The 25,325-nt window shown below is 63.5% G+C and carries 28 protein-coding genes; 6 read left to right on the top strand and 22 right to left on the bottom strand.

Features of this window, described 5'->3' with window-relative positions:
* Positions 1-87 precede the first annotated feature (87 nt).
* Positions 88-2,013, top strand: a complete 1,926-nt coding sequence (locus FJ423_RS20735) for an APC family permease (RefSeq protein ID WP_140844572.1) — start codon at positions 88-90, stop codon at positions 2,011-2,013.
* Between the two features lie 153 nt (positions 2,014-2,166).
* Entirely contained in the window at positions 2,167-2,727 is a 561-nt protein-coding gene (locus FJ423_RS20730) for a sigma-70 family RNA polymerase sigma factor (RefSeq protein WP_140844594.1), read from the top strand.
* A 13-nt stretch (positions 2,728-2,740) separates the two neighbouring features.
* On the opposite strand, the gene FJ423_RS33630 is transcribed toward FJ423_RS20730, so the two are convergent.
* From FJ423_RS33630 to FJ423_RS20675, 12 genes are all read right to left on the bottom strand, one after another.
* The gene (locus tag FJ423_RS33630) at positions 2,741-2,881 is read right to left on the bottom strand and encodes a hypothetical protein (RefSeq protein WP_181174858.1); all 141 of its coding nucleotides are present in this window, start codon (positions 2,879-2,881) and stop codon (positions 2,741-2,743) included.
* Between the two features lie 144 nt (positions 2,882-3,025).
* Positions 3,026-3,163, bottom strand: coding sequence for a hypothetical protein (locus FJ423_RS20725; RefSeq protein ID WP_224629510.1), 138 nt, complete (start codon positions 3,161-3,163; stop codon positions 3,026-3,028).
* Between the two features lie 192 nt (positions 3,164-3,355).
* Positions 3,356-3,574 carry a hypothetical protein gene (locus tag FJ423_RS20720; RefSeq protein ID WP_140844565.1) on the bottom strand — a complete coding sequence of 73 codons (219 nt, stop codon included), beginning with the start codon at positions 3,572-3,574 and terminating at the stop codon, positions 3,356-3,358.
* Positions 3,575-3,633: 59 nt separating this feature from the next.
* Complete coding sequence (locus FJ423_RS20715; protein ID WP_246680209.1) at positions 3,634-4,548, bottom strand: class I SAM-dependent methyltransferase; 915 nt, start codon at positions 4,546-4,548, stop codon at positions 3,634-3,636.
* Entirely contained in the window at positions 4,545-5,537 is a 993-nt protein-coding gene (locus FJ423_RS20710; protein ID WP_140844558.1) for a GNAT family N-acetyltransferase, read from the bottom strand. Before FJ423_RS20710 ends, FJ423_RS20715 begins: the two co-directional genes overlap by 4 nt.
* On the bottom strand, positions 5,537-6,598 hold the full coding sequence (locus FJ423_RS20705; protein WP_140844551.1) for a glycosyltransferase family 4 protein: 1,062 nt from the start codon (positions 6,596-6,598) through the stop codon (positions 5,537-5,539). The genes FJ423_RS20710 and FJ423_RS20705 overlap by 1 nt, the downstream gene beginning before the upstream one ends.
* Before the next feature lie 18 nt (positions 6,599-6,616).
* Complete coding sequence (locus FJ423_RS20700) at positions 6,617-7,552, bottom strand: beta-xylosidase (RefSeq protein ID WP_140844545.1); 936 nt, start codon at positions 7,550-7,552, stop codon at positions 6,617-6,619.
* Positions 7,545-8,306, bottom strand: a complete 762-nt coding sequence (locus FJ423_RS20695; RefSeq protein ID WP_140844538.1) for a TIGR04290 family methyltransferase — start codon at positions 8,304-8,306, stop codon at positions 7,545-7,547. Before FJ423_RS20695 ends, FJ423_RS20700 begins: the two co-directional genes overlap by 8 nt.
* A 2-nt stretch (positions 8,307-8,308) precedes the next feature.
* Entirely contained in the window at positions 8,309-9,112 is an 804-nt protein-coding gene (locus FJ423_RS20690) for a nucleotidyltransferase family protein (RefSeq protein WP_140844531.1), read from the bottom strand.
* Entirely contained in the window at positions 9,112-10,209 is a 1,098-nt protein-coding gene (locus FJ423_RS20685) for a glycosyltransferase (RefSeq protein ID WP_140844523.1), read from the bottom strand. The genes FJ423_RS20690 and FJ423_RS20685 overlap by 1 nt, the downstream gene beginning before the upstream one ends.
* A 14-nt stretch (positions 10,210-10,223) precedes the next feature.
* Positions 10,224-10,820, bottom strand: coding sequence for a histidine phosphatase family protein (locus tag FJ423_RS20680; protein ID WP_140844516.1), 597 nt, complete (start codon positions 10,818-10,820; stop codon positions 10,224-10,226).
* The gene (locus FJ423_RS20675) at positions 10,817-11,920 is read right to left on the bottom strand and encodes an inositol-3-phosphate synthase (protein ID WP_140844510.1); all 1,104 of its coding nucleotides are present in this window, start codon (positions 11,918-11,920) and stop codon (positions 10,817-10,819) included. Before FJ423_RS20675 ends, FJ423_RS20680 begins: the two co-directional genes overlap by 4 nt.
* Positions 11,921-12,072: 152 nt before the next feature.
* On the opposite strand from FJ423_RS20675, the gene FJ423_RS20670 reads away from it, so the two are divergent.
* On the top strand, positions 12,073-13,821 hold the full coding sequence (locus tag FJ423_RS20670; RefSeq protein ID WP_140844505.1) for a hypothetical protein: 1,749 nt from the start codon (positions 12,073-12,075) through the stop codon (positions 13,819-13,821).
* Here FJ423_RS20670 and FJ423_RS20665 read toward each other — a convergent pair whose 3' ends face one another.
* The 9 genes from FJ423_RS20665 to FJ423_RS20625 all read right to left on the bottom strand — a co-directional run bounded on the left by FJ423_RS20665 (position 13,822) and on the right by FJ423_RS20625 (position 23,021).
* Positions 13,822-13,971, bottom strand: a complete 150-nt coding sequence (locus FJ423_RS20665; protein ID WP_224544254.1) for a hypothetical protein — start codon at positions 13,969-13,971, stop codon at positions 13,822-13,824.
* Positions 13,972-14,085: 114 nt separating this feature from the next.
* Positions 14,086-15,120 (bottom strand): UDP-glucuronic acid decarboxylase family protein, encoded by a 1,035-nt coding sequence (locus tag FJ423_RS20660; RefSeq protein WP_140844590.1) that lies wholly within the window; start codon positions 15,118-15,120, stop codon positions 14,086-14,088.
* A gap of 23 nt (positions 15,121-15,143) precedes the next feature.
* Positions 15,144-16,253 (bottom strand): glycosyltransferase, encoded by a 1,110-nt coding sequence (locus tag FJ423_RS20655; protein WP_140844499.1) that lies wholly within the window; start codon positions 16,251-16,253, stop codon positions 15,144-15,146.
* Positions 16,250-17,344 carry a glycosyltransferase gene (locus FJ423_RS20650; RefSeq protein WP_140844493.1) on the bottom strand — a complete coding sequence of 365 codons (1,095 nt, stop codon included), beginning with the start codon at positions 17,342-17,344 and terminating at the stop codon, positions 16,250-16,252. The genes FJ423_RS20655 and FJ423_RS20650 overlap by 4 nt, the downstream gene beginning before the upstream one ends.
* Complete coding sequence (locus FJ423_RS20645) at positions 17,341-18,468, bottom strand: glycosyltransferase (protein ID WP_140844487.1); 1,128 nt, start codon at positions 18,466-18,468, stop codon at positions 17,341-17,343. The genes FJ423_RS20650 and FJ423_RS20645 overlap by 4 nt, the downstream gene beginning before the upstream one ends.
* A gap of 2 nt (positions 18,469-18,470) precedes the next feature.
* Positions 18,471-19,571 carry a glycosyltransferase family 4 protein gene (locus tag FJ423_RS20640; protein WP_140844481.1) on the bottom strand — a complete coding sequence of 367 codons (1,101 nt, stop codon included), beginning with the start codon at positions 19,569-19,571 and terminating at the stop codon, positions 18,471-18,473.
* Complete coding sequence (locus FJ423_RS20635; protein ID WP_140844474.1) at positions 19,556-20,848, bottom strand: TIGR04295 family B12-binding domain-containing radical SAM protein; 1,293 nt, start codon at positions 20,846-20,848, stop codon at positions 19,556-19,558. The genes FJ423_RS20640 and FJ423_RS20635 overlap by 16 nt, the downstream gene beginning before the upstream one ends.
* The gene (locus FJ423_RS20630) at positions 20,845-21,918 is read right to left on the bottom strand and encodes an NAD-dependent epimerase/dehydratase family protein (protein WP_140844468.1); all 1,074 of its coding nucleotides are present in this window, start codon (positions 21,916-21,918) and stop codon (positions 20,845-20,847) included. Before FJ423_RS20630 ends, FJ423_RS20635 begins: the two co-directional genes overlap by 4 nt.
* Complete coding sequence (locus FJ423_RS20625; RefSeq protein ID WP_140844461.1) at positions 21,915-23,021, bottom strand: NAD-dependent epimerase/dehydratase family protein; 1,107 nt, start codon at positions 23,019-23,021, stop codon at positions 21,915-21,917. The genes FJ423_RS20630 and FJ423_RS20625 overlap by 4 nt, the downstream gene beginning before the upstream one ends.
* A 189-nt stretch (positions 23,022-23,210) precedes the next feature.
* Here FJ423_RS20625 and FJ423_RS20620 point away from each other — a divergent pair, with 189 nt between their 5' ends.
* Together FJ423_RS20620 and FJ423_RS20615 are read left to right on the top strand one after the other, a co-directional pair.
* Positions 23,211-23,483: a hypothetical protein gene (locus tag FJ423_RS20620; RefSeq protein ID WP_140833344.1), complete on the top strand. Its 273-nt coding sequence runs from the start codon at positions 23,211-23,213 to the stop codon at positions 23,481-23,483.
* A gap of 226 nt (positions 23,484-23,709) precedes the next feature.
* Entirely contained in the window at positions 23,710-23,916 is a 207-nt protein-coding gene (locus FJ423_RS20615; protein ID WP_095768905.1) for a hypothetical protein, read from the top strand.
* A 242-nt stretch (positions 23,917-24,158) separates the two neighbouring features.
* On the opposite strand, the gene FJ423_RS20610 is transcribed toward FJ423_RS20615, so the two are convergent.
* On the bottom strand, positions 24,159-24,482 hold the full coding sequence (locus FJ423_RS20610) for a hypothetical protein (RefSeq protein WP_140844455.1): 324 nt from the start codon (positions 24,480-24,482) through the stop codon (positions 24,159-24,161).
* 209 nt (positions 24,483-24,691) lie between these two features.
* On the opposite strand from FJ423_RS20610, the gene FJ423_RS20605 reads away from it, so the two are divergent.
* Positions 24,692-25,186 carry a hypothetical protein gene (locus FJ423_RS20605; RefSeq protein WP_140844449.1) on the top strand — a complete coding sequence of 165 codons (495 nt, stop codon included), beginning with the start codon at positions 24,692-24,694 and terminating at the stop codon, positions 25,184-25,186.
* The last annotated feature ends 139 nt before the right edge of the window (positions 25,187-25,325 follow it).

The raw sequence follows: 25,325 nt of genomic DNA, 5'->3' as shown, positions 1-25,325 counted from the left end.
TTCCCGCCCGCCCTCAGAATCGGCAGGCGCAGTCGAGGAACATTCTTCTCCCCGCGCTATTCGGGAGAAGTTTCTCGGGACAACGACATGTCGATACTGGGCTGGATTCTCGGCCGGCGCCTGGCAAATCAGGAACAGTCGCAACGCAAGATCGGCGTGTTCGAGGGCGTGCCGGCAATGGGCCTCGATGGGCTGGGTTCGTCGGCCTATGGGCCGGAAGCGGCGCTCACGATCCTGATCCCGCTCGGCGCGGCGGGTCTCGGCTATATCGGTCCGATCATGGGCGCCATAGTCGGTTTGCTCGCGGTCCTTTATCTTTCCTACCGCCAGACCATTGCCGCTTACCCCGGCAATGGCGGCGCTTACATCGTCTCGCGCGAAAATCTCGGCCGCAATGCCAGCCTGCTCGCCGCCGCCGCGCTGATGGTCGACTACGTGCTCAATGTCGCCGTAGGCATCTCTGCCGGCGTCGGCGCGCTGGTGTCGGCGCTGCCTTCGCTGCATGCCTACACGCTTTGGATCTGCCTCGGGATCCTGCTCTTGGTAACCGTCGTCAACCTGCGCGGCACGCTCGATGCCGGCCGTTTGTTTGCCTTGCCGACCTATCTGTTCGTTGCGAGCTTCCTGGCGATCCTGGCGATCGGCGTCTCGAAGACGCTTGCCTCCGGCGGTCAGCCGGTGCCGGCAATTCCACCGCCGCCCCTGCAGCAGCCATCCGAAACGGCAAGCCTGCTTCTCTTGATGCACGCCTTTGCCAGCGGCTGCACGGCGATGACTGGCGTAGAGGCGGTCAGCAACGGCATGACCGCATTCAAGGGTCCGCCCGTCAGGCACGGCCGGCGCACGCTGGCGGCGATCTGTCTGATCCTTGGACTGCTGCTCGGCGGCATCGCCTTCCTGTCGGCACGCTACCGTATCGGTGCGATGGATCAGGAGAAGGACGGCTATCAGAGGGTGCTGTCGCAGCTTGCGCATGCCGTCGTTGGCGACGGGGCCTTCTACTATGTCGCCATCGGTAGCCTGCTTTGCGTGCTGGCGCTTTCGGCCAATACAAGCTTCGTCGATTTCCCCCGCCTTTGCCGCATGGTGGCGGAAGACGGGTATCTTCCCAAGCCCTTCGCCATGGTTGGCCGCCGGCTCGTTTTCTCCATCGGCATCCTTTACCTCGCCTCGTCGACGGGACTGCTGCTGATCGTGTTCGGCGGCATCACCGACCATCTGATCCCGCTTTTCGCCATCGGCGCCTTTCTGACCTTCACGCTGTCGCAGACCGGGATGGTGATGCACTGGGTAAAGGCGCTTCGCACAAGCAAGGACACGAGCCGGACGGGCAACCGGATGCATCTGGCGATCAACGCGTTCGGCAGCATAGTCACCGCGCTGGCGCTCATCGTGATTGTCGTCGCCAAATTCAGGGAGGGCGCCTGGATCACGGTGATCGTCATCCCGGTTGTGATCCTCCTGCTGCGGCTGGTGAGGCGCTATTACGACCAGCTCGAGGCAAGTCTGCGCGAGCCCGGGAAAGTCGATGTGAGCAGCACCGAGCCCCCAGTCGTTCTTGTTGTGACCCAGCAATGGAACAGGATGGCGGACAAGGCGCTCAGCTTTGCCTTTCACCTATCCGAAGATGTCATCGCCGTCCATGTGGCGCGGCTGTCGGGTGAAGAGAGCGACGAAGAGCGCGCAATTCGAGGGAGGTGGTCGCAGGATGTGGAAGCGCCGGCGAGGGCGGCTGGCCTACGCCCGCCGCGCCTGCTTCTGCTCAATGCCGACTACCGGCTGATGTACGAGCCGTTATTGAAGGAGATCAAGGCGCTGCGCCGCGAGTTCGACGGCCGCACCATTGCGGTGCTGCTCCCAGAGGTCGTGCCGCCCAATTGGTGGCAATATATGCTGCATACGCAGCGCGCTCGCCGATTGCACGCCAAACTGCTCGAGTTCGGCGGATCGGACATCGGGATCATTTCCATGCCTTGGTATATCGAGGAACCGAAGATCGAGGCGGCCCGTTGAATGTTGCCGCTCCCTTCGATCACGCCACCTCACCAAAAGTTTGGCCGAGCGATGGAAAACAGGAACGTTCCGATTTCTCAAACATTCTCCCTAGTCTGCACTGCGTAATTCCTACTTGCTGGGGCCGGAACATTGTCATTCAGAGAGCATAATCTGCCGAACCCCAGCACCGAGGAGATCTCGATCGTCAACCTCATTCCTGCCTTGCGGGCTTTTGCGCGGACCTTCTGTCGCGTGCCCGACGATGCCGACGATCTTGTGCAGGAAACGTTGACCAAAGGGCTCTCCAATCTGGACAAATTCGAGCCCGGCACGCGCCTGAAGTCCTGGCTCTTCACCATCATGCGCAACACGCACTACACGCGTGTCAAAGCGGCGGCCAGGGAGGCCCCCGGGCTGCTCGACTGCGCCTCCAGCCGGCCGATTTCGGAACCGTCCCAGGATTGGTCCGTGCAAAGCAGGGAAGTGCATCAAGCCATCCAGAAGCTGCCGTCCCATCAGCGTGAGGTCTTGATGCTGATCGGCGTACTGGGCGTAAGCTACGAAGAAACCGCGCAAATATGCGGTTGCGCTGTCGGCACCGTCAAAAGCCGCCTCAACCGCGCCCGTGCCGGCGTTCTGGAATTCCTCGGAGAAAGCTCGCCGCAAGCGCTGATCGAGCCACGACGTCAACTTTCGGACAATCATTGGGATACAGAGGGCGCGAGGCGCTAAGCCCGGCCAAATCCTACCGGCGCTGGGCTGCCGTCATGACTTTGGCCTCTCTCATCAACGAGGCCCAATTCAGGCCGAGCAGAGAAACAAGTTCGAGCGCTTGCGCTTCGGTGATGCCCGTCTGCGCGACCAGACGCCGAACGAGTTCGTCCACTTCCGGAGTTCTGCCAGCCATCGGGATGATCCCCAATCGGCTACAACGACTAACTTATGTTAAGGTTCCACCGATCACGCGACAGCGGGCGATATCGATGCCTTCCCGACTCCAAGGAATGCCGCATCCTTGCTGGTGACATCTTCAACCGCGCTCACCCGTTATGTCGCCTTTGCGCTTTTCGATCAGAGCGTTCTGCAGTTCGAGTGCAAGCCTTGTCAGCCGGTCAGGGACCTCCTCCCGCTCGATAGCGTTCAGCAGCGATGCGATCTCCTGGTCCAAGCTCTGGATTACCTGGGCGCAAAGGTCGCGCTGACTCCTGTGAGACATGGCATTCTCTTAACAAACAGAGGCCCCTTCAAATCTCACAGAGGCATAGCCGACCGGCCTATGCAAGGCGCTTGCCGCAGGCTGTGGGGTTTCCGGTCCGTTGTCCCCGGATTTTGCGGCAAGAGGTGATCTGGAAACATCAGCTCAATCCTTGGGAAGGCGGTTCGCAGCGTGATCCTGATACTGATCGGATTTGATCCGGTTGCCGTCCAGACCTCGTTGCTCGGTGTGCTGCTTCTTGTCCCGGTTGGACAGCACGTCCTTCTCGCCGACCATGTCCTTTGCAAGCGTCGTCTTGGCTCCGGTTCCGGAACCCTTGCCCTGGCTGCCGCGGCCCATCTGTTTCTTACCGCCGGATGCCATCTGCTTCTCCCTGTTCTGCTGGCCTGGAACTGTTCGGTGACCGAACTGCCGCCGGTGCGTTATGTTCCGCCGTCACGACGGACAAGAAAGACCATGCCGTCCCAACTGCCGAACGGCATTTCGCCGTCGACCACGAGGTCCATGCCGCATGCATGAGAAAGACGGCTGATGTCGCCGGAATCGATACCCGGCGATGTCCGATAGGAATAGTTGAGGATCGCTGCCATTCCTCCCCGCCGCAGCACGCGCGCGATCTCGATGAAATGCCGCTCGGCAACCCCGGCGAGCACCAGGTAAGGAAAACTGTCCAGGGCCAGCACGCCGTCAAAGCTTGCATCGGCGAAATCACCGAGATCAAGGCCTGAGGTCAGGTGAAATTCCACATTGGCAAGGCCGGCGCATCGCCGGCGCGCGATTTCGATCATTCGCGACGAAATATCGATGCCGACGACATATCCTGCGTGGGTGCCGAGCGCATGTTCGAGACGCCCGATGCCGCAGCCGATGTCGAGTATGTGCTTATGGGCACCAACGAAGCCCTGCTGTTCCAGCCATGCTACAATCTCGGCGGTGGTAGTCGACAGCCTGTGCTCGTCGCCAAGCGAGGACAACTGGACGCTGGCCGCGGGAGATATGGCGGCCGCCCGATCGAAGCTGCCGGCCAGCCTTTTGACGGTTATGGCGGTCGGTTCGCTATCCGGCCGGTCATGCGACACGCAGGCAGCCGCTCTGCGGACCTTGTCGAAGGCGTCCGCCTTGCCACGAAGCATCGTGGCGACCTCCTCCAGCCAGCATCGCCGGAGAGCATGGCTTGGACGCATGTCCAGCGCGATATCCGCCAGTTGCGCCGCGCTGGTCGTCTTCTCGGTATAAACGGCCAATCTGGCCAGCGCGTTGTCGACGGAAAGGCCGTCCGTCATGCAATCCTCGAGCAGGCGCCTGGCAATCGCGCCGGGTTGCCTCGCGACGTTCACGGCGATGCGCTCCTGGTCCAGACCTTCTGCGCCGTCCAGCGGTCCTTCGCGCCCCAGCCATATTTGTAACCTTCCCTGCCGCGCAGGAAATCGAACTCCAGCGCGCCCTCGCTGGCGGCTCCGGTGATGGCATGCCCGATCAGAATCGCGCCGGGGCTTTCGTCGGCATAGGCCGGATCGAAACCGCCAAGATAGGCATAGGCCCGGTCGCGGTGATGAAAACCGTAATAGGCGCCGACGACGGCATCGTCGATCTGGATCGTCAAGCATCGCGCCATGCCGTTATCGGCAAGCCGCGGCAGGGCCTGGCGATGAAATTCCACAGCCGTGTCGGACAGGACGCCACCGCCATGGCGGGTCCAGCGCGCGCCATGCAGTCGGATGAGCCTGTCGAGAAATGTCTGCGGATCGGATTCGCCGCGGCTGACAATGACGGCTCCTCTTCGCCGGGCAGCTCTCTCGGCGCGGCGCAACTGACGCCTCCGTCTCGCCGGAACCGAGCGGGCCAGAGTCCGATCGCCGTCGAGCAACAGCACAGGACAGGCCGCGTGCGCCATCGATCGGCGCTCTTCGGCATTCGGCAGCTCAAGGCTCAGCGATATGGCGTCGGCCGAGAGATCGGGCAGGATCCACTGCGACCATTCCAGCGACAGCGCCGCTTCGGCTATGGCGGCCTCAGTCTCCGCCTCCAGTTCCGGCGCGCACAAAATGTCGAGATAGTCGCTCAGCGAAATTCCGATGGGGAGCATTCGCTGACCGCCATCATGCCTTTCGATATAGAGCGGCGCCAGTCCGGCGAGTTCGTCTCCGCTCCACACGGCAATTGCGGTGAGATCGCCTGGCGCGAATGTACGCCACCAGGGGATGAGCCAGGCAGGAGACTGGAACGGCGTGGCCGAGATGCTCCGTCCCCAGAGCTGCCACCAGCACGGCTCAAGGTCCTCGAACGTCCCGGGATCGCGAATGATCTCGGTGCGCAGACCGCCCATCAGGCGGTCCCCAGCAAGGCGCGGCGGGTGCCAAGCTTCGCCAGCGCTTCGTAAGCATCCATGTAGGATGTGACCATGCGCTCAAGCGAGAAGCGGCGGCGCGCCTCGGCCCGGCAGGTCTCATGGTCCAGCGCTCCAGAATGGACGATGGCCTTAGCCATCTCCTCGACGTCATTGACCAGAAATCCGGTTCTGCCATGCTGGACGACGTCGGGAAGGGCGCCATTCGGGAAAGCGACGACCGGCGTGCCGCAGGCAAGCGCCTCCATTGCGACAAGCGAGCTTGTTTCGGCGGCAAGGCTGGGGACGACCAGGCAGCGGGCGGCGTTCAGCAGCCGCCGTTTGGCGCGAAACCCCAGCGGCCCGAGAAAACGCCGCTGCCGATCGAGGCGAGGACGGACCTCGTCGGCGAAATAGCGCAAATGGGTCTCGTAGGGATAGACCTGGCCGGCGATCGCCAGGGGAGTGCCGGCGCGCTTGGCTGCCTCGATTGCGAGATGGATGCCCTTTTCGGGACAGATGCGGCTGAGCACCAAAGAGAAATCGCGCCGCAACCGGGGCTCGTTCAGTGCATCGATATCGACGCCGTTCGGAATAGGCTTCGCAAGCCTAGACCCTGCGGGCGCCGTCCTGTGCTGCGCCTCTGAGACCGCGTGCAGCCACAGCTCCTCGCGCGCCGGAGCAAGCACTTCGGAAGGATACCAGCCCAGCGGCAGGTGCAACGTCACCAAGGTTGGGCCGTCGGTAGGCAGATAGGCGTCGAAGTCGATACCGTGGAGGTGAACGACGTCGATAGGCCAGCGCGCCCGGGCGGCCGCGATCGCGCCGCGATGCGCCTGCTGGGCCCGGTCCTTCGCCGCCTTGTCGAGCACGCCTGCTTCGGCCGGTGTTTCGACCAGGACGCCGGCCGTCTTTGACCCATGGCAGGCGACGACAACCGACCGGTGGCCTTTCTCAACCAGCGCCCGGTCCAGCGCCGACAGCACCTGCTCGGCGCCGCCGACCGCATCCGGCCCGACAGGCGCTAGGGGGTAGGCGACGTTGAGGACAGTCAGTGTCATCGCCGATCGAGCCGGGATTCACCATGCCGCCGACATGCGCCGCGTTCGTGTCATGTCGTCGCTGATCGCAGGAGCGTAGCGGCGGATCATCGCCGCGCAGAATTCGGCGAATTCCTCGGGCACCTGCGGCGGACTTGTGTGGTGGGGCTGGAGACCGCGATGCTCGGGCGTGAAGCAGAAGGTCACCGTGACGTTGAAGTCGGCGAGCGCTTCCATCTGGCGATCGAACCAGTCCAGCGCATTCGGCCGGAAGCTGTCCGCCCAGGACAGGCCAGTGCGCAGGTGCGTCACGCCCAGTCGGTGCATCCAGGCTACGGCATCATCCAGCCGATGGTCCTCGAAATGGAACCACTGTACCAAGCCCATTTGCGGGGTGTGGCGCACGAACTCCTCGAGCGCCGGCTTGGGCGTGCCGTCCTCGCGCAGCAGGCCCATGTAGAAGTGCCTGTAATAGGACGAGCCTTCCGCCTCGCGATGGCGCGTCGTCGCCTCCCATGAACGCGGCAGGTCATAGAGGCTGTACCACTGCACCCGCGGCGCGATGCCAAGCAGCAGCTCGGCCGTGCGGCGCAGACCCCAGAGCTGGATCTCCTCGGCGCCGAAGGTCGACACGCCGACTTCGCTGACCCAGATCGGCAGATCGGTGATGGCGGCGATCTCGCCGAGCTTCTGCGGCCATTCGTCGATTTGCCAGAGATTCCAGTCGAGCGGGAAGCCATGAACCGCGGCGGCGTCGACATGGTCGAGCACGCCGAAATCCTTCATGCGTGTCATGAAGCCGGCATCGATCGGCGAAATACCGCCCAGCACCTTTGTGACGGCCGGGTTCTCCCGGTCGATCGCATCGGCGGCCAGGATTGCCATCGAGGCAAAACGGCTCCAGTCCGGATCGAGCTCGGGATCCCAATGCGATTTGTTGTTGGGCTCGTTCCAGATCATCGCGGCTTCAATCATCGGCCTCTCCTTTCGCGGGATAGACGGCGGCGCCGTCGGCCGGATTGCCGGCCGCACGGCAGAAATAGACCTCGTCCTCAGGGTGCAGCACGATTTCGAAGCCGGCGCTGCGCAGCATCGCTTCGGTGCAGGCGCGGTTTGGAATCCACCAGTTGGTCGGGTCGTCCGCATAGCGATGCTCGATGAAGTGCAGTTTCGGAAATTCAGGTTGATCGAAGAGGTCGCGTGTCCAGAAATGGTAGTTCTGTTCGAGCGGCAGGACGTCCCCGCTGCCCCTCTGCATCGACTGGAAGATCATCAGGTCGCCTGCGACATGCGCGCGGATCAGGTCGAGCGCCAGCAGCGGATGGCGCAGGTGGTAGAGCACACCCATGAACAGCACGATGTCGAACCGCTCGCCAAGCGCCCCGACGTCGTAGACGGACATTTCCCGGAATTCGATATCGCAGCCGGCGATCTCGGCGGCGAAGCTCGCCTGGGCGAGGTAGGCCTGGTCGAAATCGATGCCGAGCACGCGATCGGCGCCGCGCTTCTTCATCTCGATCGAATAGAAGCCGGCGTTGCAGCCGATATCGAGCACGGACATGCCCGAAAGGTCAGTCGGAATGGCATCCGCGAATTTGCGCCATTTGATCAGTGGATAATTGCCGAGGAAATGATCCGGCGCGGTTTCCACGCCCGCAAGCTCCATATTGTGGAACCACGGTCCCAGTGCGTCGATGCGGCGGCGTATTTCCGTGCTGGAATGCAGCATGGCTAAGCTCCTTCGCCTGGAAGGGTTGGCACCGTTGAGAGATCTTGCGATGCGAGCATCGGCGGGGTCTCATCTTCAACGACATCGTTGCTTTCGAGCAGCCTGAGCGCCGTGCGATATCCATCGAAAGTGCCGACGTCGACATAGGCCGTTCCGGCCTTTACGCCGTAAGCCTCGCCTCCGGCTGCGAGATAGGCGTTGACCAGCGTGCCGAAATACTCGTCGAAGCCCTCGCGCTGGCGCCACAGTGCCGCGAGCTGGTGGAAGATACGGCCAGGCATCTTGAAGGCGCCCCAGACCCAGTTTGTTGCGGCATCAGCTTGCTTGACCTGGATTTGCTCGACACGTCCGCTCTGATCCAGGACGACGGCGTCGAACAGTTCCGGGCGATTGACCGGAAACATCAGAAAGGACAGCCGGTCGTCCGCCAGCCGGCAGAAGCCGTCCTCGGGGAACCAGATCGTGTCCGGCAGGCCGATCAGGACCGTTTCTTCCGGCGTGACCAGCGGCTCGGCACGGAAGATCGCATCGCACAGTCCGATCGGGGAGGGCTGCGCGACGAAGATTGCTGCGGCGGTGTCATAACCCGCGGCATAATATTCGAGAATGTCCGACTTGCCGGAACCGATGATGAAGCAGATGCGGTCGACGCCGTTTCGGACCATCCGCCGCACCAGATATTCGCTCACCGCGCAAGGGCGCTCGGTCTGCCCGTCCAGCCGGCTGCCGACCGGCAACAGCTCCTTGGAAAAACCCAGCGGCTGAATGCGGCTGCCGCGGCCCGCGGCAGGCACGATCCCCAACATCAGACGGCTTCCTCCATTGCTCCATCTGCCACGGACGCGGCGGCGTTCAAGACGCGATCGAGTTCGGCGGCGCGGTGCGCGGACGTGTGCTCGTCGAGCACGCGTTCACGGGCGCGGCGGCCAAGCGCCTCGATTTCGTTGTCCGACAGGCCAAGCGCGGCGACGACATCGCCGGTAGTGTGTGCCAACAGAATCTCGCTGCCGGGCGTGAAGAAGCTGTCGAGGCCGGCCCAATCGTCGGAAATGATCGCGGCGCCGCAGGCGGCTGCCTCGAACAGCCGGCCTGACGGGCACCAGCCCTTGCGCGCCATTGCCTCGCGGGTGACGTTCAGCGTCAGGCGCGAAGAGGAAAAGAAGGCGGGGTGATCCGCCGGCGGCAGGTGCCTGACGAAGAAGATATTGCCGCTCCATGGAAAGTCCGCTGGATATTGTGCGCCGCCGATGATGAAGCGGCGGTTCGGCAGTTGGGCTGCTGGAGCTACGAGCAGTCTTTCCACGGCCGCCTGCCGGTCCTCGGCATAGGTTCCGAGATAGGAGAGATCGCCGGCGAACTCGGACCGTGGCGGGGCCGGCCGGTGCCGGTTGGGGTCGACATGTCCGTACAGCGGCAGGACATGGCGCACGCCGAGAATACCCTTCAGCGCATCGATCGCCGGTCCTCCAGTATAGCTCAGGATCAGGTCGAAATCGCGCAGGCCATCCGGCTCGAAATAGGCCGGATAGTCACCTTCCTCGATTCTCGCCAGCGTTACCGGTGTATCGAGATCGTAGAACACCTTCAGCCCGCGACAGCTCTCGTTGGCGAGCCGCGAGGCCCTCACGGCGTCCGGACAATAAGAGGTGACTATGACCACGTCGGCCTGCCGTATCGCGGCCTCAGCCTCATGGCGGATACTCTCCCAGTCCGGGTAGAGAATGATGTTGCAGGCATCGAGCCGGTCGAGGTCCCTGGCACCGGCGTAATAGGGCGTGTCGCGCTCGAAGAAGCTGATCGACCAGCCAAATGGGGCCAGAGCGTCTATCAGCCCGCGCCAGAGCGTGGCATGGCCGTTGCCCCATGAGGACGTGACGGTGAGACCGAATATGACCATGCGCATCGCCAGCCGCTCCGTCAGGGGAGTTCGTTGAGGCGGATGAGCTTGGAACCCCAGTCGCCATGAACGACTGTGGTGATCGAGGCCGGCGCAATATCGAAGCGGAAGCAGTCGCCGAGCTGCAGGCCGAGAATCGCGCAGACGGCCGCCTTGATGACGTCGGCATGGCTGATAAGGGCGATGCACTGACCCTGCCCATTCTCGCGCAAGGCGTCCATCAGGCCGACGATCCTGTGTTGGACATCCAGCATCGTCTCGCCGCTCGGCGTGCGGGCGCTCTGGCGCTGGTCGTTCCAAAGCCGCCAGCTTGCGTCGCCGTTCAGTTCTTCGAAGGTCTTGCCGGACCACTCGCCGAAGTCGATCTCGTCGAGTTCTTTGCAGATCGCGATCTTCTCGACCTCGCAGGCGATCGCGATCGGCTTCGCGGTCTCCAGCGTGCGTTCGCGCGGACTGCTCAAGATGGCGGCGAGCGGCTCGCGCGCCATGCGGCGCGCGAGATGCAGCGCCTGCGCCTGTCCGGCCTCGCCGAGGCGAACGCCATCGAGCCGCCCGGCCAAGTAGCACCCGACATGATCATGAGCCGCGTGGCGGATGAGAAAGAAAGTCGTGGTCATTCGGCGGCATCGAGCAACGGCTCGTCCCCGCCGGCGATGAAGGCCAATGTGCGCAGCCGCGCCTCGGCGTCGGTGAACTGCTGGGGCGGCGACTTCATGAAGTAGCTGCTGGGGCCTGTGAGCGCGCCGGCAATGCCACGGTCGAGGGCCAGCTTTGCGCAGCGGACGGCGTCTATGACCACGCCCGCGGAATTGGGCGAATCCCAGACCTCCAGCTTGAGCTCGGCATTGAGCGGCACGCCGCCGAAGGTGGTGCCTTCGACCCGTATGTAGGCCCATTTGCGGTCAGTCAGCCACGGGACATGGTCACTGGGGCCGACATGGATGTTGCCGGCCTCGAGCGGGACATCGATCTGGCTGGTGACGGATTGCGTCTTGGAAATCTTTTTCGATTCCAACCGCTCGCGCTCAAGCATGTTGAGGAAGTCGGTGTTGCCGCCGAAGTTGAGCTGATAGGTGCGATCGATGCGCACGCCGCGCTCCCGGAAGAGATTGGCGAGCAGCCGGTGCACGATTGTTGCGCCGACCTGGCTCTTGATATCGTCGCCGACGAGGGGAAGACCGCGCTCCTCGAAGCGCTGGCGCCATTCCGGCCGCGAGGCGATGAAGACAGGAATGCAATTGACGAAGGCGCAGCCGGCCTCAAGCGCGCATTCGGCATAGAAGCGCGTCGCCTGTTCGGAGCCGACCGGAAGATAGGATATCAGCACCTCGACCCCGCTCCCCCGCAGCCGGCCGGTTACGTCTGCGACCGGTTCATCCGACTCTTCGATCTCGTCCCGGAGATATTTGCCGATGCCGTCGAGTGTTGGGCCGCGCTCCACACGGACGCCGGTCGGCGCGACATCAGCAAAACGGAAGGTGTTGTTGGGCGCGGTGTAGATCGCTTCCGCCACATCGCGCCCAACCTTGTTTTTCGCGACATCGAAGGCGCAGACGACCTCAATGTCGTCGACATGATAGCCGCCGAGGTCGGCATGCATCAGCCCGGGGATAGGCTCGTTGCCGTTGGCGTGGCGATAGTAGGAGAGACCTTGCACAAGAGATGACGCGCAATTGCCCACGCCAACGATGCCGATGCGAACTTTCTTCGATGTCACGAAACCGCTGCCTCTTTGCTGAAGGTAAGTTCCTCGCGCCGAACCGGGAGCGACCTCGAATGTTCCTTCGCGCCTCGAAAAATTGCTGAGCCGGATCTCGGATCAAAGAGGCGCCGCTTCGCGTTGGCGGCCAGACGGGGGATAGGAGCCGCATGATCGTCTTCGGCGACCACAAGCGAACGCGCAGCGCACAACAGCTGAGGGAAGCTGCCTTGGCCGCAGCGGCAGCACTCGGCGATCTGCCCGCCGGTATCGAACGTCACGCCGCCGTGGTCGATCTTTTCGTCAGCGCCTCCGAACTTGTGCAAGGCCTTGCCGATGCGGAATTCGACACCAGGGGTGCCGATTGCAATTCGTCGACACAGAAGCTGGGGTCGGAAATTCTCGTCGAGTTGTCGGAGGAAGTGCTGCGATCCTGGCAACAAGGATTTGTCAGGAGCGGAGCGCTCGACCCGTTGCTGCTTGCGAAGCTTGCCACCATCGACTGTAGCAGCGAAATAGTTACCGGCCCGGCCGAAGGCTACGCGCTTTATGCGCTATATCCGGAAACCTATCTGCTTGCGGCGCTGCAGTCGGGCCTCGACGCAAACACCTGCGTCATCGGGATCCGCGGCGTCGGTCTCGGCCTCGCGGCGATGGTCGCCGCCGCGCTGCATGCGCCGCCTCCTGTCAGTGTACGGCCGATCGGGCACCCGTTTAGGCGCCACATATGCGCCACGCCCGAACTCCTCGGCGGCTGGCGCGACAGAGCTCACGCCAAATTTGCCATCGTTGATGAAGGTCCGGGCCTCTCCGGCAGTTCCTTTCATGCTGTCGTTGCCTGGCTGCGCCGGCAGGGCATCGACCAGGAGCGCATTCATCTGTTCCCGAGCCACCGCGGCGGGCCGGGCGTGCAAGCTTCGGCAGACATGCAGGCTATTTGGAGCCACTGCTCGCGCCATGTCGCGGATTTCGAAGCGGCCTTCGATGGATGCGTCGCGCCGAACCTTCGCCACTGGGTGGCGAACCTGCTCGGCAAGCCCGATGTCGAACTCTGCGAGATTTCCGGCGGCGAATGGCGCAAGCATATTTCCACGCCGCCGGAGCATTGGCCTCCGGTGTTTGCCGGCTTTGAGCGGCGAAAATTCATGGCACGGGCGGGCACGGAGCGTTGGTTGGTCAAGTTCGCCGGTCTCGGCGGGACCGGGCAGCACAAGCTGCACACGGCGAGGTGGGTGCACAGGGCCGGTTTTGGAACGCAGCCCGCCGGACTCTGCCACGGCTTCCTGATCGAGCGTTGGACAGATGCGGACAGGCTGGATCGGACAGAGCTGGCCAGGGACCTGCTGGTCGAATGGCTTGGACGCTATCTCGGCTGGCGCGCTGCCGAGTTGCCGACCGAAGAGGCCGGCGCGTCGCTGGATGGGCTTGCGGACATGACCGTGCAAAACTGCAGGGAAGCCTTGGGGGAAGGGCCGGCCGAAGCATTAAGGGGTTGGTTCGCCCGCCACTCCTCACATCCCTTCCTGCGGAGGATCGAGATCGACGGACGCCTGCACCCGTGGGAATTTCTGGTTCGGCCGGAGGGAACCCTGCTCAAGACGGACGCCGTCGATCATTGCCGCTCGCACGACATTGTCGGCTGTCAGGACATAGCCTGGGACATTGCAGGCGCGACGGTGGAATATGAGCTTTCCGCCGCCGAGCTTTCGCGGCTCATCCAAGGCATTGAGGCACAAATGTCGCGTGCCGTCGATCATTCTTTGGTGGATTACATGGAGCCCTGCTATCTCGCCTTCCAGCTTGGGCTATGGACGATGGCCGGACAGTCGACACACGGCGATGAGCGAGTAAGAGCCACGCGCGCCGCCGACCGCTACCAAACCGGGCTTTCGCGTTTTATCGAGCGCGCGAGGACCTGATCAGTCCAGCCTGCGCAGCATGTCCGCTTCCTGCTCCAGAATTGTGGCCACTTCCTCGCGCTGCAGATGTGTCATCATGAGGCTGACGCAACATTCGAGATAGGTGATGGAGGCTCGCCGCAGGAACGCGGCGGTTTCGGCGGCCGCCATCTGGTCGATGTCCTTGATTGGTCGCTTCGGCTGCACAGTTCTTCTCCATGACGGTTGTCATGTCCAACCGCAATCCCGGTCGGTTGTTCCGCTACGGCGAAAGAAGCCACCGCCTCAGAGCTGAAGGTTCCGAACTTTTCCGGCCTCAGTCCTGTTGACCGGAGCGATGGGCTCCATCGCGAGGTCGTCGAGGCTCGAGAAAAAGGCTATGGTTTGCAGCAGGCCTTGCCTGAGAGGCACCTTGGGCGACCAGCCGAGAAGCGCCCTTGCGCGGCCTATGTCGGGCCGCCGGCGGCGCGGGTCGTCCTGCGGCAAGGGCAGGAATTTCACGGGCGATTTGGTGCCGGTCAGTTCCCGAACCAGCCTTGCCAGTTCGAGGATCGAAAACTCGCCGGGATTGCCCAGATTGACCGGCTGTCGCGGATTGGGATCGACATCCATAAGGCGTCGCAATCCTTCGATCATGTCGCTGACATAGCAGAATGACCGGGTTTGCCGGCCGTCGCCGAATATCGTCAGCGGCCGTTTCTCGATCGCTTGCATGACCAGGTTGGACACGATACGGCCGTCGGCCGGGTCCATTCTGGGACCATAGGTGTTGAAGATGCGGGCGATGCGAATATCGGCCATCTCGGCCCGCAGATAATCGAAGCAGAGCGTCTCCGCGGTGCGCTTGCCTTCATCATAACAGGCGCGCGGTCCTGTGCAGTTGACGTGACCGACATAGTCCTCGCGCTGTGGGTGCTGTTCCGGATCGCCGTAGACTTCGCTGGTCGACGCCTGCAGGAAGCGGGCGCCGTTGCTTGCGGCGAGCTCAAGCAGATTGAGCGTTCCGATCACACAGGTGCGCGTGGTGTGGACCGGATCGGCCTGGTAGCGGGGCGGCGATGCCGCGCAGGCAAGGTTGAAAACGCGGTCGACAGTCTCGCCGAGTTCCAGCGGGACGCAAACGTCCTGCTCGATCAGCCGGAACCGGGCTTGGCCGATCAGCGAGCTGACATTCTCCATTCGGCCGGTAAGAAAGTTGTCGACGCATATGACGCGATACCCTTCGTGAAGCAAGGCCTCGCATAAATGCGAACCGAGGAAACCGGCACCGCCGGCGACAAGCGCCGTCTGTGTCTGCTGAACCCTTCTTGATCGCCGCATCTGCAAAGTCTCCTGTCTGCTTTTCATGCTGCACTTTCCACGTTCAGATCGATCGCCGCGCGCGCATGGACAGACTGGGTCAAAGCCTGAACGAATTCACGCGCCCGAGCGCCGCCGGTGTGGCTTGCAAGCACCGCCTCGCGTGCCGAACGGGCCATATCGAGTCTGGCCCGCTCCGATTTGGCGGTGAGGATTTCCTGCACGTCGCCGGCACTGGCTGCGGTCTCGATCGTCGATTCCGGGAAGAAGCTATCGAGACCGGGCCAGCGGTCGCTGATGATCGGTGTGCCGCAGGCAGCGGCCTCGAAGAGCCGCACGCTGGGCGACCATCCGGCCGCGATCATCGACGCGCGCGTAAGGTTCAGCGTGTAACGCTGGCGGCTGTAGAAGGCGGCATGTTCGGCGGGCGGCAGGTGCTCGATCCGCTCGACATTGTCCGGCCAGGCGATATCGGACGGATATTGCGAGCCGGCGACGACGAAGCGGCGCTCCGGCAGGCGCCGCGCCGGCTCCAGCAGCAGCGTTTCGAGGGCGAGCTGCCGGTCGGCGCTGTATGTTCCAAGATAGCCGAGATCCCATTCGATCGCGTCTCTGGTGCGATGGTGCCGCTTTGGATCGACCGAGCAGTAGAGCGGCTCCGTTCGGCGCGCGCCGAACTCCGATCTGAGGCGCTGCAACGTCGGTCCGCCGGTGAAGGAGAAGTAGACGTCGAAATAGGAGATCTGCCTGCGGGCAAGGTAATCGCAATCGTCCTCGGCAACCCGCGCCAGCGTCACCGGCGTGTCGATGTCGTAAAAGCAGAACTGTCCAGTGCACAGCGAAGCGAGGTCGTCGATGATGGCCCTGCCTTCCGGCACGAAGGAGCCTATCACCACCGCGTCGGCCCGCTGCAACTCCTGCCGGTGATTGCGGGGCAGCTCGGAGACTGTCTGGTAGTAGCGCAAGTCGCAGAAATCGGGGTCGCGCAGGTCCCGGTGATGCGCGTACCAGGGCACGTCGCGTTCGAGGAAGGTGACGCGATGGCCGAGCTCGTTAAGCGCGCGCAGCAGTCCCCGGAAAGTCGTCGCGTGGCCGTTGCCCCAGGATGAGGATAACGAAAGTCCGAGGAAAACGATGTCGAGCGGTTTCGTCATTCCGCGGCCTCCATTGCCCGGCGCTCGAAATGCGCCTTGAAGATGTCGTCCACCAGCCGGGCTCGCAGCGTGTAGGTATGCTCGGCCAGAACGCGCCGCAGCGCTGCGGCGCCGATCGCCTTCGCCCGTTTCGGGGTCAGCGTGCGCACGATCTCGGCGACGTCGGCACCGTCCCGCGCGACCAGGATCTCTTCGCCTGGGGTCAGGAACAACTCGACGCCGAGCCACGCATCGGTGATTAGGCATGCGCCCGCGCCCGCCGCTTCGAAGACGCGTGTCGCGGGCGAGAACCCGTTGACCGCCATGCTGTCGCGGCTGATGTTGAGCACCGCCTTCGGCGTCACGTTGAAGGCGTTGTGATCGCGCGTACCGACATGGCCGAGCCACGAAACGTTCGCCGGCAAGGGCTTGTCGCCCCAGCCGGATCCACCGAGCAGGAAGCGTTGGCTGCCAAGCACACGGGCCGGATCGAGGAAGAAGGCCTCGACGCGCGCCTCGCGGTCGGGAAGCCGATTGCCGAGGAAAGCCAGGTCGCAGGCAAAGCGCGGATTCGCGGCGACCGGATGATGTGTCTCAGGATCGAGCGCGTTGTAGATCGGCACGCATTCCGCGGCGCCTAGCGCGCGATAGTCCCAAACCACGGGATCGCCGCCGCCATAGGTCAGCACAAGGCCGATCCTCTTCAACGCCTCATGCAGCGGGTGTTCGGCATGATTGCGCAGCTCGCTTAGGGTCGCCGGCGCATCGACGTCCCAGAACACGGTCAGCGCATCCGGGCGAGCGTTGTCGAGAACCGCATGCAGCAGCGCCTCGTCCTCGAAGCCGACGCCGCTTGCCTTGACCACGACGTCTGCCTGCGCGGCGCGCGAGGCGACCTGCATCAGCGCATGCGCTGTCGGCTCATAGACGACGACGCTGCACCAGTCCGGCGCCTCGATATCGCGATGCTTCTGGCGATCGTAGACATCGGGTTCATAGAAGACGATGTCATAGCCGCGCTTCGACAACGCCTTGAGCAAGCCCCGATAATAGGTGGCCGCGCCGTTCCAGTAGGACGACAGAAGGCTCGATCCGTAAAAGGCGATCTTCATGCAACGGCCTCCCTTGTAAGTTTGATTTCAGCGACCTCGCGATTGCCGCATGCGGCGAGGATTTCGAACAACTCGTCGACGCGGTGCCGGCATGTGTGGCGCGCAAGGATGGTTTCCCGGCCGGACGCGGCCAGCGCCTCCGCATGCTGGCTGTCGTTCAGCACGTCGCGAAGGTGACCCCGCATCTCGGCGCCGTTCCGGGCGAACAGGAAATCCGTGCCGGCACGGAACAGTCCTTCGACATCCGACCATGGCGCCGAGACCAGCGGAATGCCACAGGCCATCGCCTCGAACATGCGTATGGTCGGAATGCCGGGCAGGCTCTCCCGATAAGGCCGGCGGGGGATGTGCATGGTGACGCGATGCCGGGCGAAGCTCTTCGGCACGTCGGCATTGGCAATCCAGCCATCATAGCGCAGCCCTGCCTCGGCAAGCGCGGCTCGGGCGTCGGTCGGATAGCGCACGCCGTGCACGGTTCCCGACAGCGCGAGAGCGCTCGCCGGCTCGATCAGGAACTCGGCGATCTCGGCGCTGCGTTCGTCGTCGCCCCAATTGCCGATCCAGACGAGGTCGGAGACGGGCTCGACATCCGGGCACGGCTTGAACAGCCGGTCGTCCGCCGCCTCATGCCAGGTGAAGACCCGTTTGCCCCAGCCGGCGCGAAGATAGCTCTCGCGCAGCACCTCGCCGAAGACCAGCACTCCGTCATAATGCTCGAGCTGAAGTGCCGCTATCGCCTGCGTCGCCGATACGGCGCGGTGATGAGTGTCGTGGAACAGGAGCGTGAAATTGCCATAGGCTCGCGCCTGTCCGATGCGCGCGACAAGATCCTTGTCCGTCCATTCGTGGACGATCACGACATCCGCGCCGGCGAGCCAGGCTTCATGCGCGAAGCCGGGGCCATAGGTCAGCGCCATCAGCTCCGGGAAATCCTTGCGGAAACGCTCGACAGCGAAAGGGCCTTGCTCGGCAAGCAGATTCGATCGGCTCCAGCCGTCGGCGGGTTCCAGCGCGACCGCCTCATGTCCGCGCGCGACAAGCTCGCGCATGATGCCGCGCTGGAAATGCGCGTTGCCGTGATTCCAGTCGGAAACGGCGGAGTGGGTGTAAAACAGGAAGCGCATGGTCAAAGCCCTGCCATGGCCGTCGCCGCCCGATCGTAGACCTCTCGCATCCGCGCCGTCTGGGCGCTGAGCGAGAATTTGCGCGCCCTTCGGGCGGCGCGCTGACCGAAATGGCGCCGCAAGCTTTCGTCATGCGAGAGCCTGGCGATGCAGCCGGCAAGCGCATGGGGATCGCGCGCGTCGAAGAACGCCGCTGCTCCGTCCCAGATCTCGCGGTAGGTCGCGATGTCCGCCAGCACCAGGGGGGTGCCCGCAGAGGCTGCCTCCAGGGCGGCCAGCCCGAAAGGCTCGTAGATGGACGGCGAGACAAACATGCTGGCCCGCGCCATCAATTGCCGAACCTCGCAATGGCTGATCGAGCCGAGCGAGATGCAATTGTCGAAGAACAGGCGCTGTCCGTCCGGGCCTTCCGTTTCGCCTGCGGCGAAAACGGGAGGGCCACACAAGGCAGCCGCGGCATCGAGCGCCAACCCGTTTTTACCCTCATCCCACCAGCGGGCGGCAGCGAGAACGAAGGACTCGCGATGCGCGCCTGCCGGCCCGGGGAGCGCGCCATTGTGGACGACGCTCAAGCCCGCGATCGGGCCGTAGCAGGCTCCGAGCATGGCGGCATGGCTTCGGCTCGGCGCGACAATGGCTTCGGCGCGGTCGAATCCGGCCCGGTTGCGCTCTCGTTGCCAAGCCCAATCGCCCTCGGGCGCTTGCGCCCGCACTGCATGCAGCCATGTGACCACGCAGGAATGCGATACCGCGACGATTGGACAAGTCAGTTCGAGACCGGCTGCCTGCGCCGGCGCATTGAGGTGTATGAGATTGATTGCATAGTCCGACGCAAGCTCCTGCAATTCGCTGGGCAACCGGTCGAGATCTTTCGTGTCGCGCGTCATCCAGTCCGGCGGGCATTTCAGCCAAACCAGCGTGGCGAAGGACCGCGCCTCCCGGGCCTGTTCGGGGGAAGGCTCGGGTCCCAGCCCGGCAAGCACGATGCTGTCGCCGCTGGCCGCCAGCTCTCGCGCCAGATCGAGCGAATAGCGCCAGACTCCGCCGACGGCGTCGGTCGTCATCAGAATGCGCCGCGGACGATGGGTCAGTGATTGCAGCATGAGGACTCCAACTCAGCCAGCGCGTGCGGACGCTGGTCCTGGATGTCGCTGAAGGATCGGAAGGAGGCGAGGTAGTGCTCATGCGCTCGCTCCCAGGCAATATCGTCGGGTTCGCCCCAGAGTTCGCGATAGCTGGGCGAACTCGGATAGGGATAGAGCGGCACGGGCTCGTTCGCCCAGACGCCGTGATCGATGAGGTGCTTGCGCCAATAGTCCACCAGCGCCGGGTCGTCCTCGACCACGCCGATCAGATTGGCCTGAACGAAAGGCACATGGCGACGGGCATCGACCAAAAGCGCGGCCAGATCCTCCGTGTCGAGCCGGCATCGCTTGGCGAGCATCGCACGGCCCTCGACGGTCAGGCTTTCAAGGCCGGCTTCGATCGAGACGCAGCCGGCCTCGCCGAGCAGCTTGAGCAGGTCCGGCTTCCACAGGTCGATGCGGGTCTGGACACCGAACTGGATATCGCGGTCGACCAGCGCTTCCAGCAACGCCTTCTGCGGCAGGAAGATTTCATCGATGAAATAGATGTAGCCGACCCCTTGAGCGATCAAACCGTCGATCTCGGCTATGACGGCATCGTGCTTCCTGCGCCGATACGCATCGCGGAAATCGATCTTGGCGCAGAAGCTGCAATTATAGGGGCAGCCGCGCGACGCTTCCACCTCGGCGCCGGCGCCCTTCTGGTGGGCATCGAACCTGTGGTGGTGGTGGCCATGCGCGGCAATCCAGTCGGACGGCCAGGCGAGCGCAGGATGATCGACGAACGGACTGGCATGCACCCCGCCATTGCACACTGGAAAGTCGTCCTGGAGCCGTGCCGTATGCGCAACCTTGCTCCAGTCGCTTTGCCGTGCAAGCTCCGTCACGACCTCCTCGCATTCACCGCGCACGACGACATCGACGCCGAGCTTGCGCAGGGTCGGCGCCGGTGTTGCCGAGCCATGCGGTCCGACCGCCACCGTGCGTCCGCCGCGCCCGGCGAGATGATTGAGGAATTCCGCCGGCACGCGCAGCTCGGGCGGCGCGCAGCGCCAGAACAGATAGGTCGGCGCGGTTGTCACGACGGTCATGTCCGGTCCGAAAGCCGCAACGCTTTCCGCAAGGGGGGCGTTGTCCAGCCCTTGCAGCAAGCCGTCCAGCATCAGCACGTCGTGCCCTTCGGCTTCCAGCATCGCCTTCGAATAGCCGAGCTCAAGCGGCAGATGCGGCCGGCGGCAGCCGAAATAGATGCTGTGCTCGTATGTCCAATGAGGATTGACCAGCGCTACCTTCATGCGACGTACCTCGTGGCTTCGGGGTGCGGTTGGAGCCGATGCCGCAGCAGCCAGCTGGCGAGATCGCTGACGCCTTCGCGCCATGGGACTCGCGCCTGCCAGCCGATCGCTGCTTGCAGCTTGCGCGTGTCGGCGACGAAGAAGGGTTGGTCGCCAACGCGCTCGCGGTCGTGGCGAAGCGCGACGTCGCTGCCCGTCATGTTGGCGATCTCCGCCAGCAGCACGCGCAGGCTGACCGCATTGCCCGGGCCGCCGCCCAGGTTGAACGCCTGGCCCTTGAGGGCCTCAATCCTGGCCAACACGCCGCGATAGGCGGCTACGGCATCGGACACATGCAGGATGTCGCGCACCTGCCTGCCGTCGCCGTAAACGGTAATCGGCCGGCCGGACAAGACGCTGAGAAGAAAATGCGCGACCCAGCCCTGGTCCTCGGTGCCGAACTGGCGCGGCCCGTAGATGCAGCTCATGCGCAGCACCGCTGTCGGCAGTCCGTAGGATTTGGAATAGTCGAGCACATACTGATCGGCCGCGCCCTTCGAGCAGCCATAGGGCGTGCAGAAATCAAGGCCTACCTTCTCATCGACCCCGCCCGCGCGCACCTTCTCGTCGAGCGGCTCGTAGTGATCGTCGGCTTGCCGCACCGCGATCTGGGGCAGGCTGCCATAGACCTTGTTGGTGCTGGCGAAGACTACCGGGGCGCCGGTGCTGCGAGCGGTCTCCAGCACGTTGAACGTGCCTTTGAGATTGATGTCGAAATCCTGCGCGGGATCGGTCAGGCTGGTCGTCACGGCGGTCTGGGCGGCGAGGTGAAAGATCGCCTTTGCCGGCGCCAGCGCCGCTGCCAGTGCGCTGGCATCGCGTATGTCGACGATTTTGGCGCTCAGCCTATCGCCGTGCTTTTGCGCCAGCCAGTCGAGATTCTGCTCGACGCCCGGGCGGCTGAGATTGTCGACGACCAGCACGGCCTCGCCGTCGGAGAGCAGGCTGTCGGCCAGGTTGGAGCCGATGAAGCCGCTGCCGCCAATGACGGCTATCGGTGCCTTGCGCGGATGTCGGTGGCCCTGGGTCATGAGACCAATCCCCGCTCTTCCAGCTCGCGCCGCATGTCCGCGCCGCGGTCGATAACGACGCTGTTGCGAACCCATGCCGCGAATTCGCCGAGCGAATCTTCCAGTCGATACTTCGGCTCAAAGCCGAGCAATTCGCGCGCCTTGGAAATGTCGGCGAAGCAGTTGCGTATATCGCCGGAGCGCGCTTTGCCGAGAATTTCGGCGGGGCGCTTCGGAACGCCCATGGCCTTGGCAAGCAGCCGGGCCACCTCGCTGATCGAATAGGCGCGGCCGCTGCCGATGTTAATGGCGTGGCCGGCTGCCTGGCGTTGCTCCAGCGCCAGGCGGAACGCGGTGGCCACATCGCGCACATGGACGAAATCGCGCTTCTGCTCGCCGTCCTCGAAGATCGTCGGCTGTTTGCCATTGGCGAGGCGCGAAGCGAAATTGGCGAGGACCCCGGTATAGGGATTGGAAAGCGCCTGTCCGGCGCCGAACACGTTGAACAGGCGCAGTGCAACGGCATCGACGCCGTAGGCCTGGCCGAAGATCAGCACCGCGCGTTCCTGCGCATATTTGGTCAGCGCGTAGATCGAGGCGAGATCGGGCCGCTTCTCCTCGTCCGTCGGAAGAGGCGACAGTGCTTGGCCGGTCGCCGATACCAAATCCCAGCGGCCCTCCTTTATATCGGCAGGCTTTCGGCGCGCATTGTCGATCCGCTCGCCGTCCGGAGTCTGATAGAGGCCTTCGCCATAGATGCTCATGGAAGACGCCACGACGATCCGCTCGACCGGATGCTTGATCAATGTCTCCAGCAGCACCGCGGTGCCGAGATCGTTCGCGCCGACATAGCGGGCGATCTCGTACATGGACTGGCCGACGCCAACCTCGGCCGCCAGATGGATCACGGCATCGGCGTCGGAAACCGCTTCGGCGACAGTGTCGCGGTCGCGCACGTCGCCCTTGATCAGTTCGGCCCCCGCAGGGAGGTTGATGGCTTCAGCGCCGTGCACCTGATCGATAAGCGCATCGAGCAGGCGCACCTGATAGCCATGGTCGGTGAGTTCCTGGGCGACGTGGCGGCCGATGAAGCCGCAACCTCCCGTAACCAATACACGTTTCACGATGACTCCCTTGTGGACTTGGCTTCGGCGCCCCGAACTGCGCGGCAAAAGGTTTGTTCCCTGCTTCAACAAAGTTCCCGTCGCAGGAGGTGCCGCAGCTTCGACAGGGAGCCGTTCCACCATCTGGAACATTGCCTGTTGGCTGCCGTTAGGACCGCTCATCGGTCCCCGCTGCAGAAAGGAAAGTCCATGTCCGAGGCCAAGACGACCACCAACCACGACGAAATCCGCAAGTGGGTAGAAGAACGGAATGGCCAGCCGGCTGTCGTTCGCACGAAAGGCAAGGGCGGCATTCTGCGCATCGACTTCGGCGAGCCCGAAGACACGCTCGAGCCAATCGAATGGGACGAATTCTTCCGCATCTTCGACGAGAACGATCTCGCCTTCCTGCATCAGGATAAAGCCGGCAGCGGTGGAACGAGCCGCTTCAACAAGTTCGTCGAGCGCAGCCAGAAAGGTTGAGAGGCCGAAAACCTGGCGCCGTTGGGGGGAGGAGGCCCGATAATGGCGCGCGGCAGGCGGGGTCGGGCTGCCGCATTTATTCCGCTGCGCTCAATCGAGCGGCTGTCCGTCGGCCTGGGCGTCGTTCCAAGATCGTAGCCATCCCCGGCGCGGGGTTTCCCGAATGGCGTCGGCAGTGGGAACCGCGTGGGCGCTCCGGCTGTTGGATCAGCAAGGAGCAATGACCATGGGACTCTTTTCCGACCTGAACAAGAAGCTGACCGAAAACCTGTACGCCCATGGCAGTTATCTGAGCGATCCGAGCGCCGACCTGCCGCGGCGGGTGGAGGAGACGGTCAACCTTCTGATGCCCTTCGTGCGGCCGGAGGCCCGCGAAACGGTGAAGCTGCAGATCCTCGGCATCATCCACGAGCATATCTATGACGAGGACTGACTGCGGCGACTGCTCGATCCGCCGGAGACGCTAGCCGAGGGACGCTTTCAGCCGTTATCCCGAACGCCGGGATCTGCCTTGCTTTTCGGCGTCGCGGAGCAGCCGCACGATAGCGTCCACTGGAGACGGGTCCGTGGTCGGCTGTGCTTTCCAGCGCCATAGATGACGAAACAAACTTATCAAGCGCGGCATCGCAATTACCTCCTTGCGCTATCAACCTGGGACGGGGAACGATGTTCCTTTCATACCTGGCGGAAGATCGCGGCGAGCAGAAACACAACCGCGGCCAGGACGACCAGCGCCACGATCACCAGCACCGGGCCGTTCCTGCGCGGCTGCAGGCCGGGTGCGTTCTCTGGCGGCCGCATCGCGTTGGCAAAGCTTGCCTGGTTGGTGAAGCTCGGTTTGTGAGGCTCGACCGGTTTCGCGGAAGTCGGGACATCGCCGGCCTCGGCATCCGTCTCCTGCGGCGCCGCCGCAGGGTCGAACCCAGGGGTCTTGTCCTGCGTCCTGCCGGCCTGGATTTCGCCGCGGGCTTCGGCGGGCGTGCGTTGGTTGGGTGACATTCGGCGCCTCCTTTATTTTCAAACCTGCTTCCGGCCCCGCTGTTCCAACCGCGCCTTTAAGATGGATATCGATCAGGAAGCTGCCTTCGAGTTCATCGCGAGCGTTGCGGGATGTCGGGCGCTGCTATCCAAGTCGATTCTCGAACTCGGGCGGAACTTTCGGAAGCAGGGGAGCTTTGTATCCTCGACACGGAGACGAAGAGGCAGGAATGCAAGTTCTCGACACAGCGATACATGCCGGTCGTGGAAACGTGACGGTCGAATTTCTCGGCGAGGGCGGGGAAAAGATCGCTGTCACTATGATTGTGCCCGACCCGTTGCCCGGCGATGCCGCGCTTGTCGATCGCGCCAAAGAGTTGATGATTCAGTGCGCGGCATTCGGCGGCCGGTCTGCGCAAGGCAGCCAGGACAGGCCCGTGGATGCCGTCCGGCCCGCCGTCGAGAGGCCAATCGACGTGGGCCAGGATCTCTATACATTCGAATATCGTGACGGTGGCAGTTTGCGGCGGCTTGAAGGGGTGGAATTGCCCAACCTCGAAGCTGTTCATGATGAAGCGCTGCGTTCGGCGATCGATCTTCTCGACGATCCGGCTGCCGAAGCTAGTCGGGAGGGCTGGGCGGTTCGGGTTCGCGGCGGCGACGGCGATGTAATCTTGTCGGTCGATTTCGATGAGGCAAGGCGGGAAAAGGCCGCCGCATTGTGATGGAGGCAAGTCTGTGAAGGATCGGACGATAAAGACCTTTATGCCCCTACACGCGATTGCCGCCGCACGCGGCGATGGGCTGAGGCCGGAATTTCTTCGCCTGTTCGAGGCCCGCGCGGCCTTGTCAGACCTCGATGTG

The sequence above is a fragment of the Mesorhizobium sp. B2-8-9 genome, from assembly GCF_006439475.1.
Lineage (GTDB): Bacteria > Pseudomonadota > Alphaproteobacteria > Rhizobiales > Rhizobiaceae > Mesorhizobium.
Note: the sequence above shows the minus strand (reverse complement) of the source record. Positions and strands in the feature narration are given on the sequence as shown.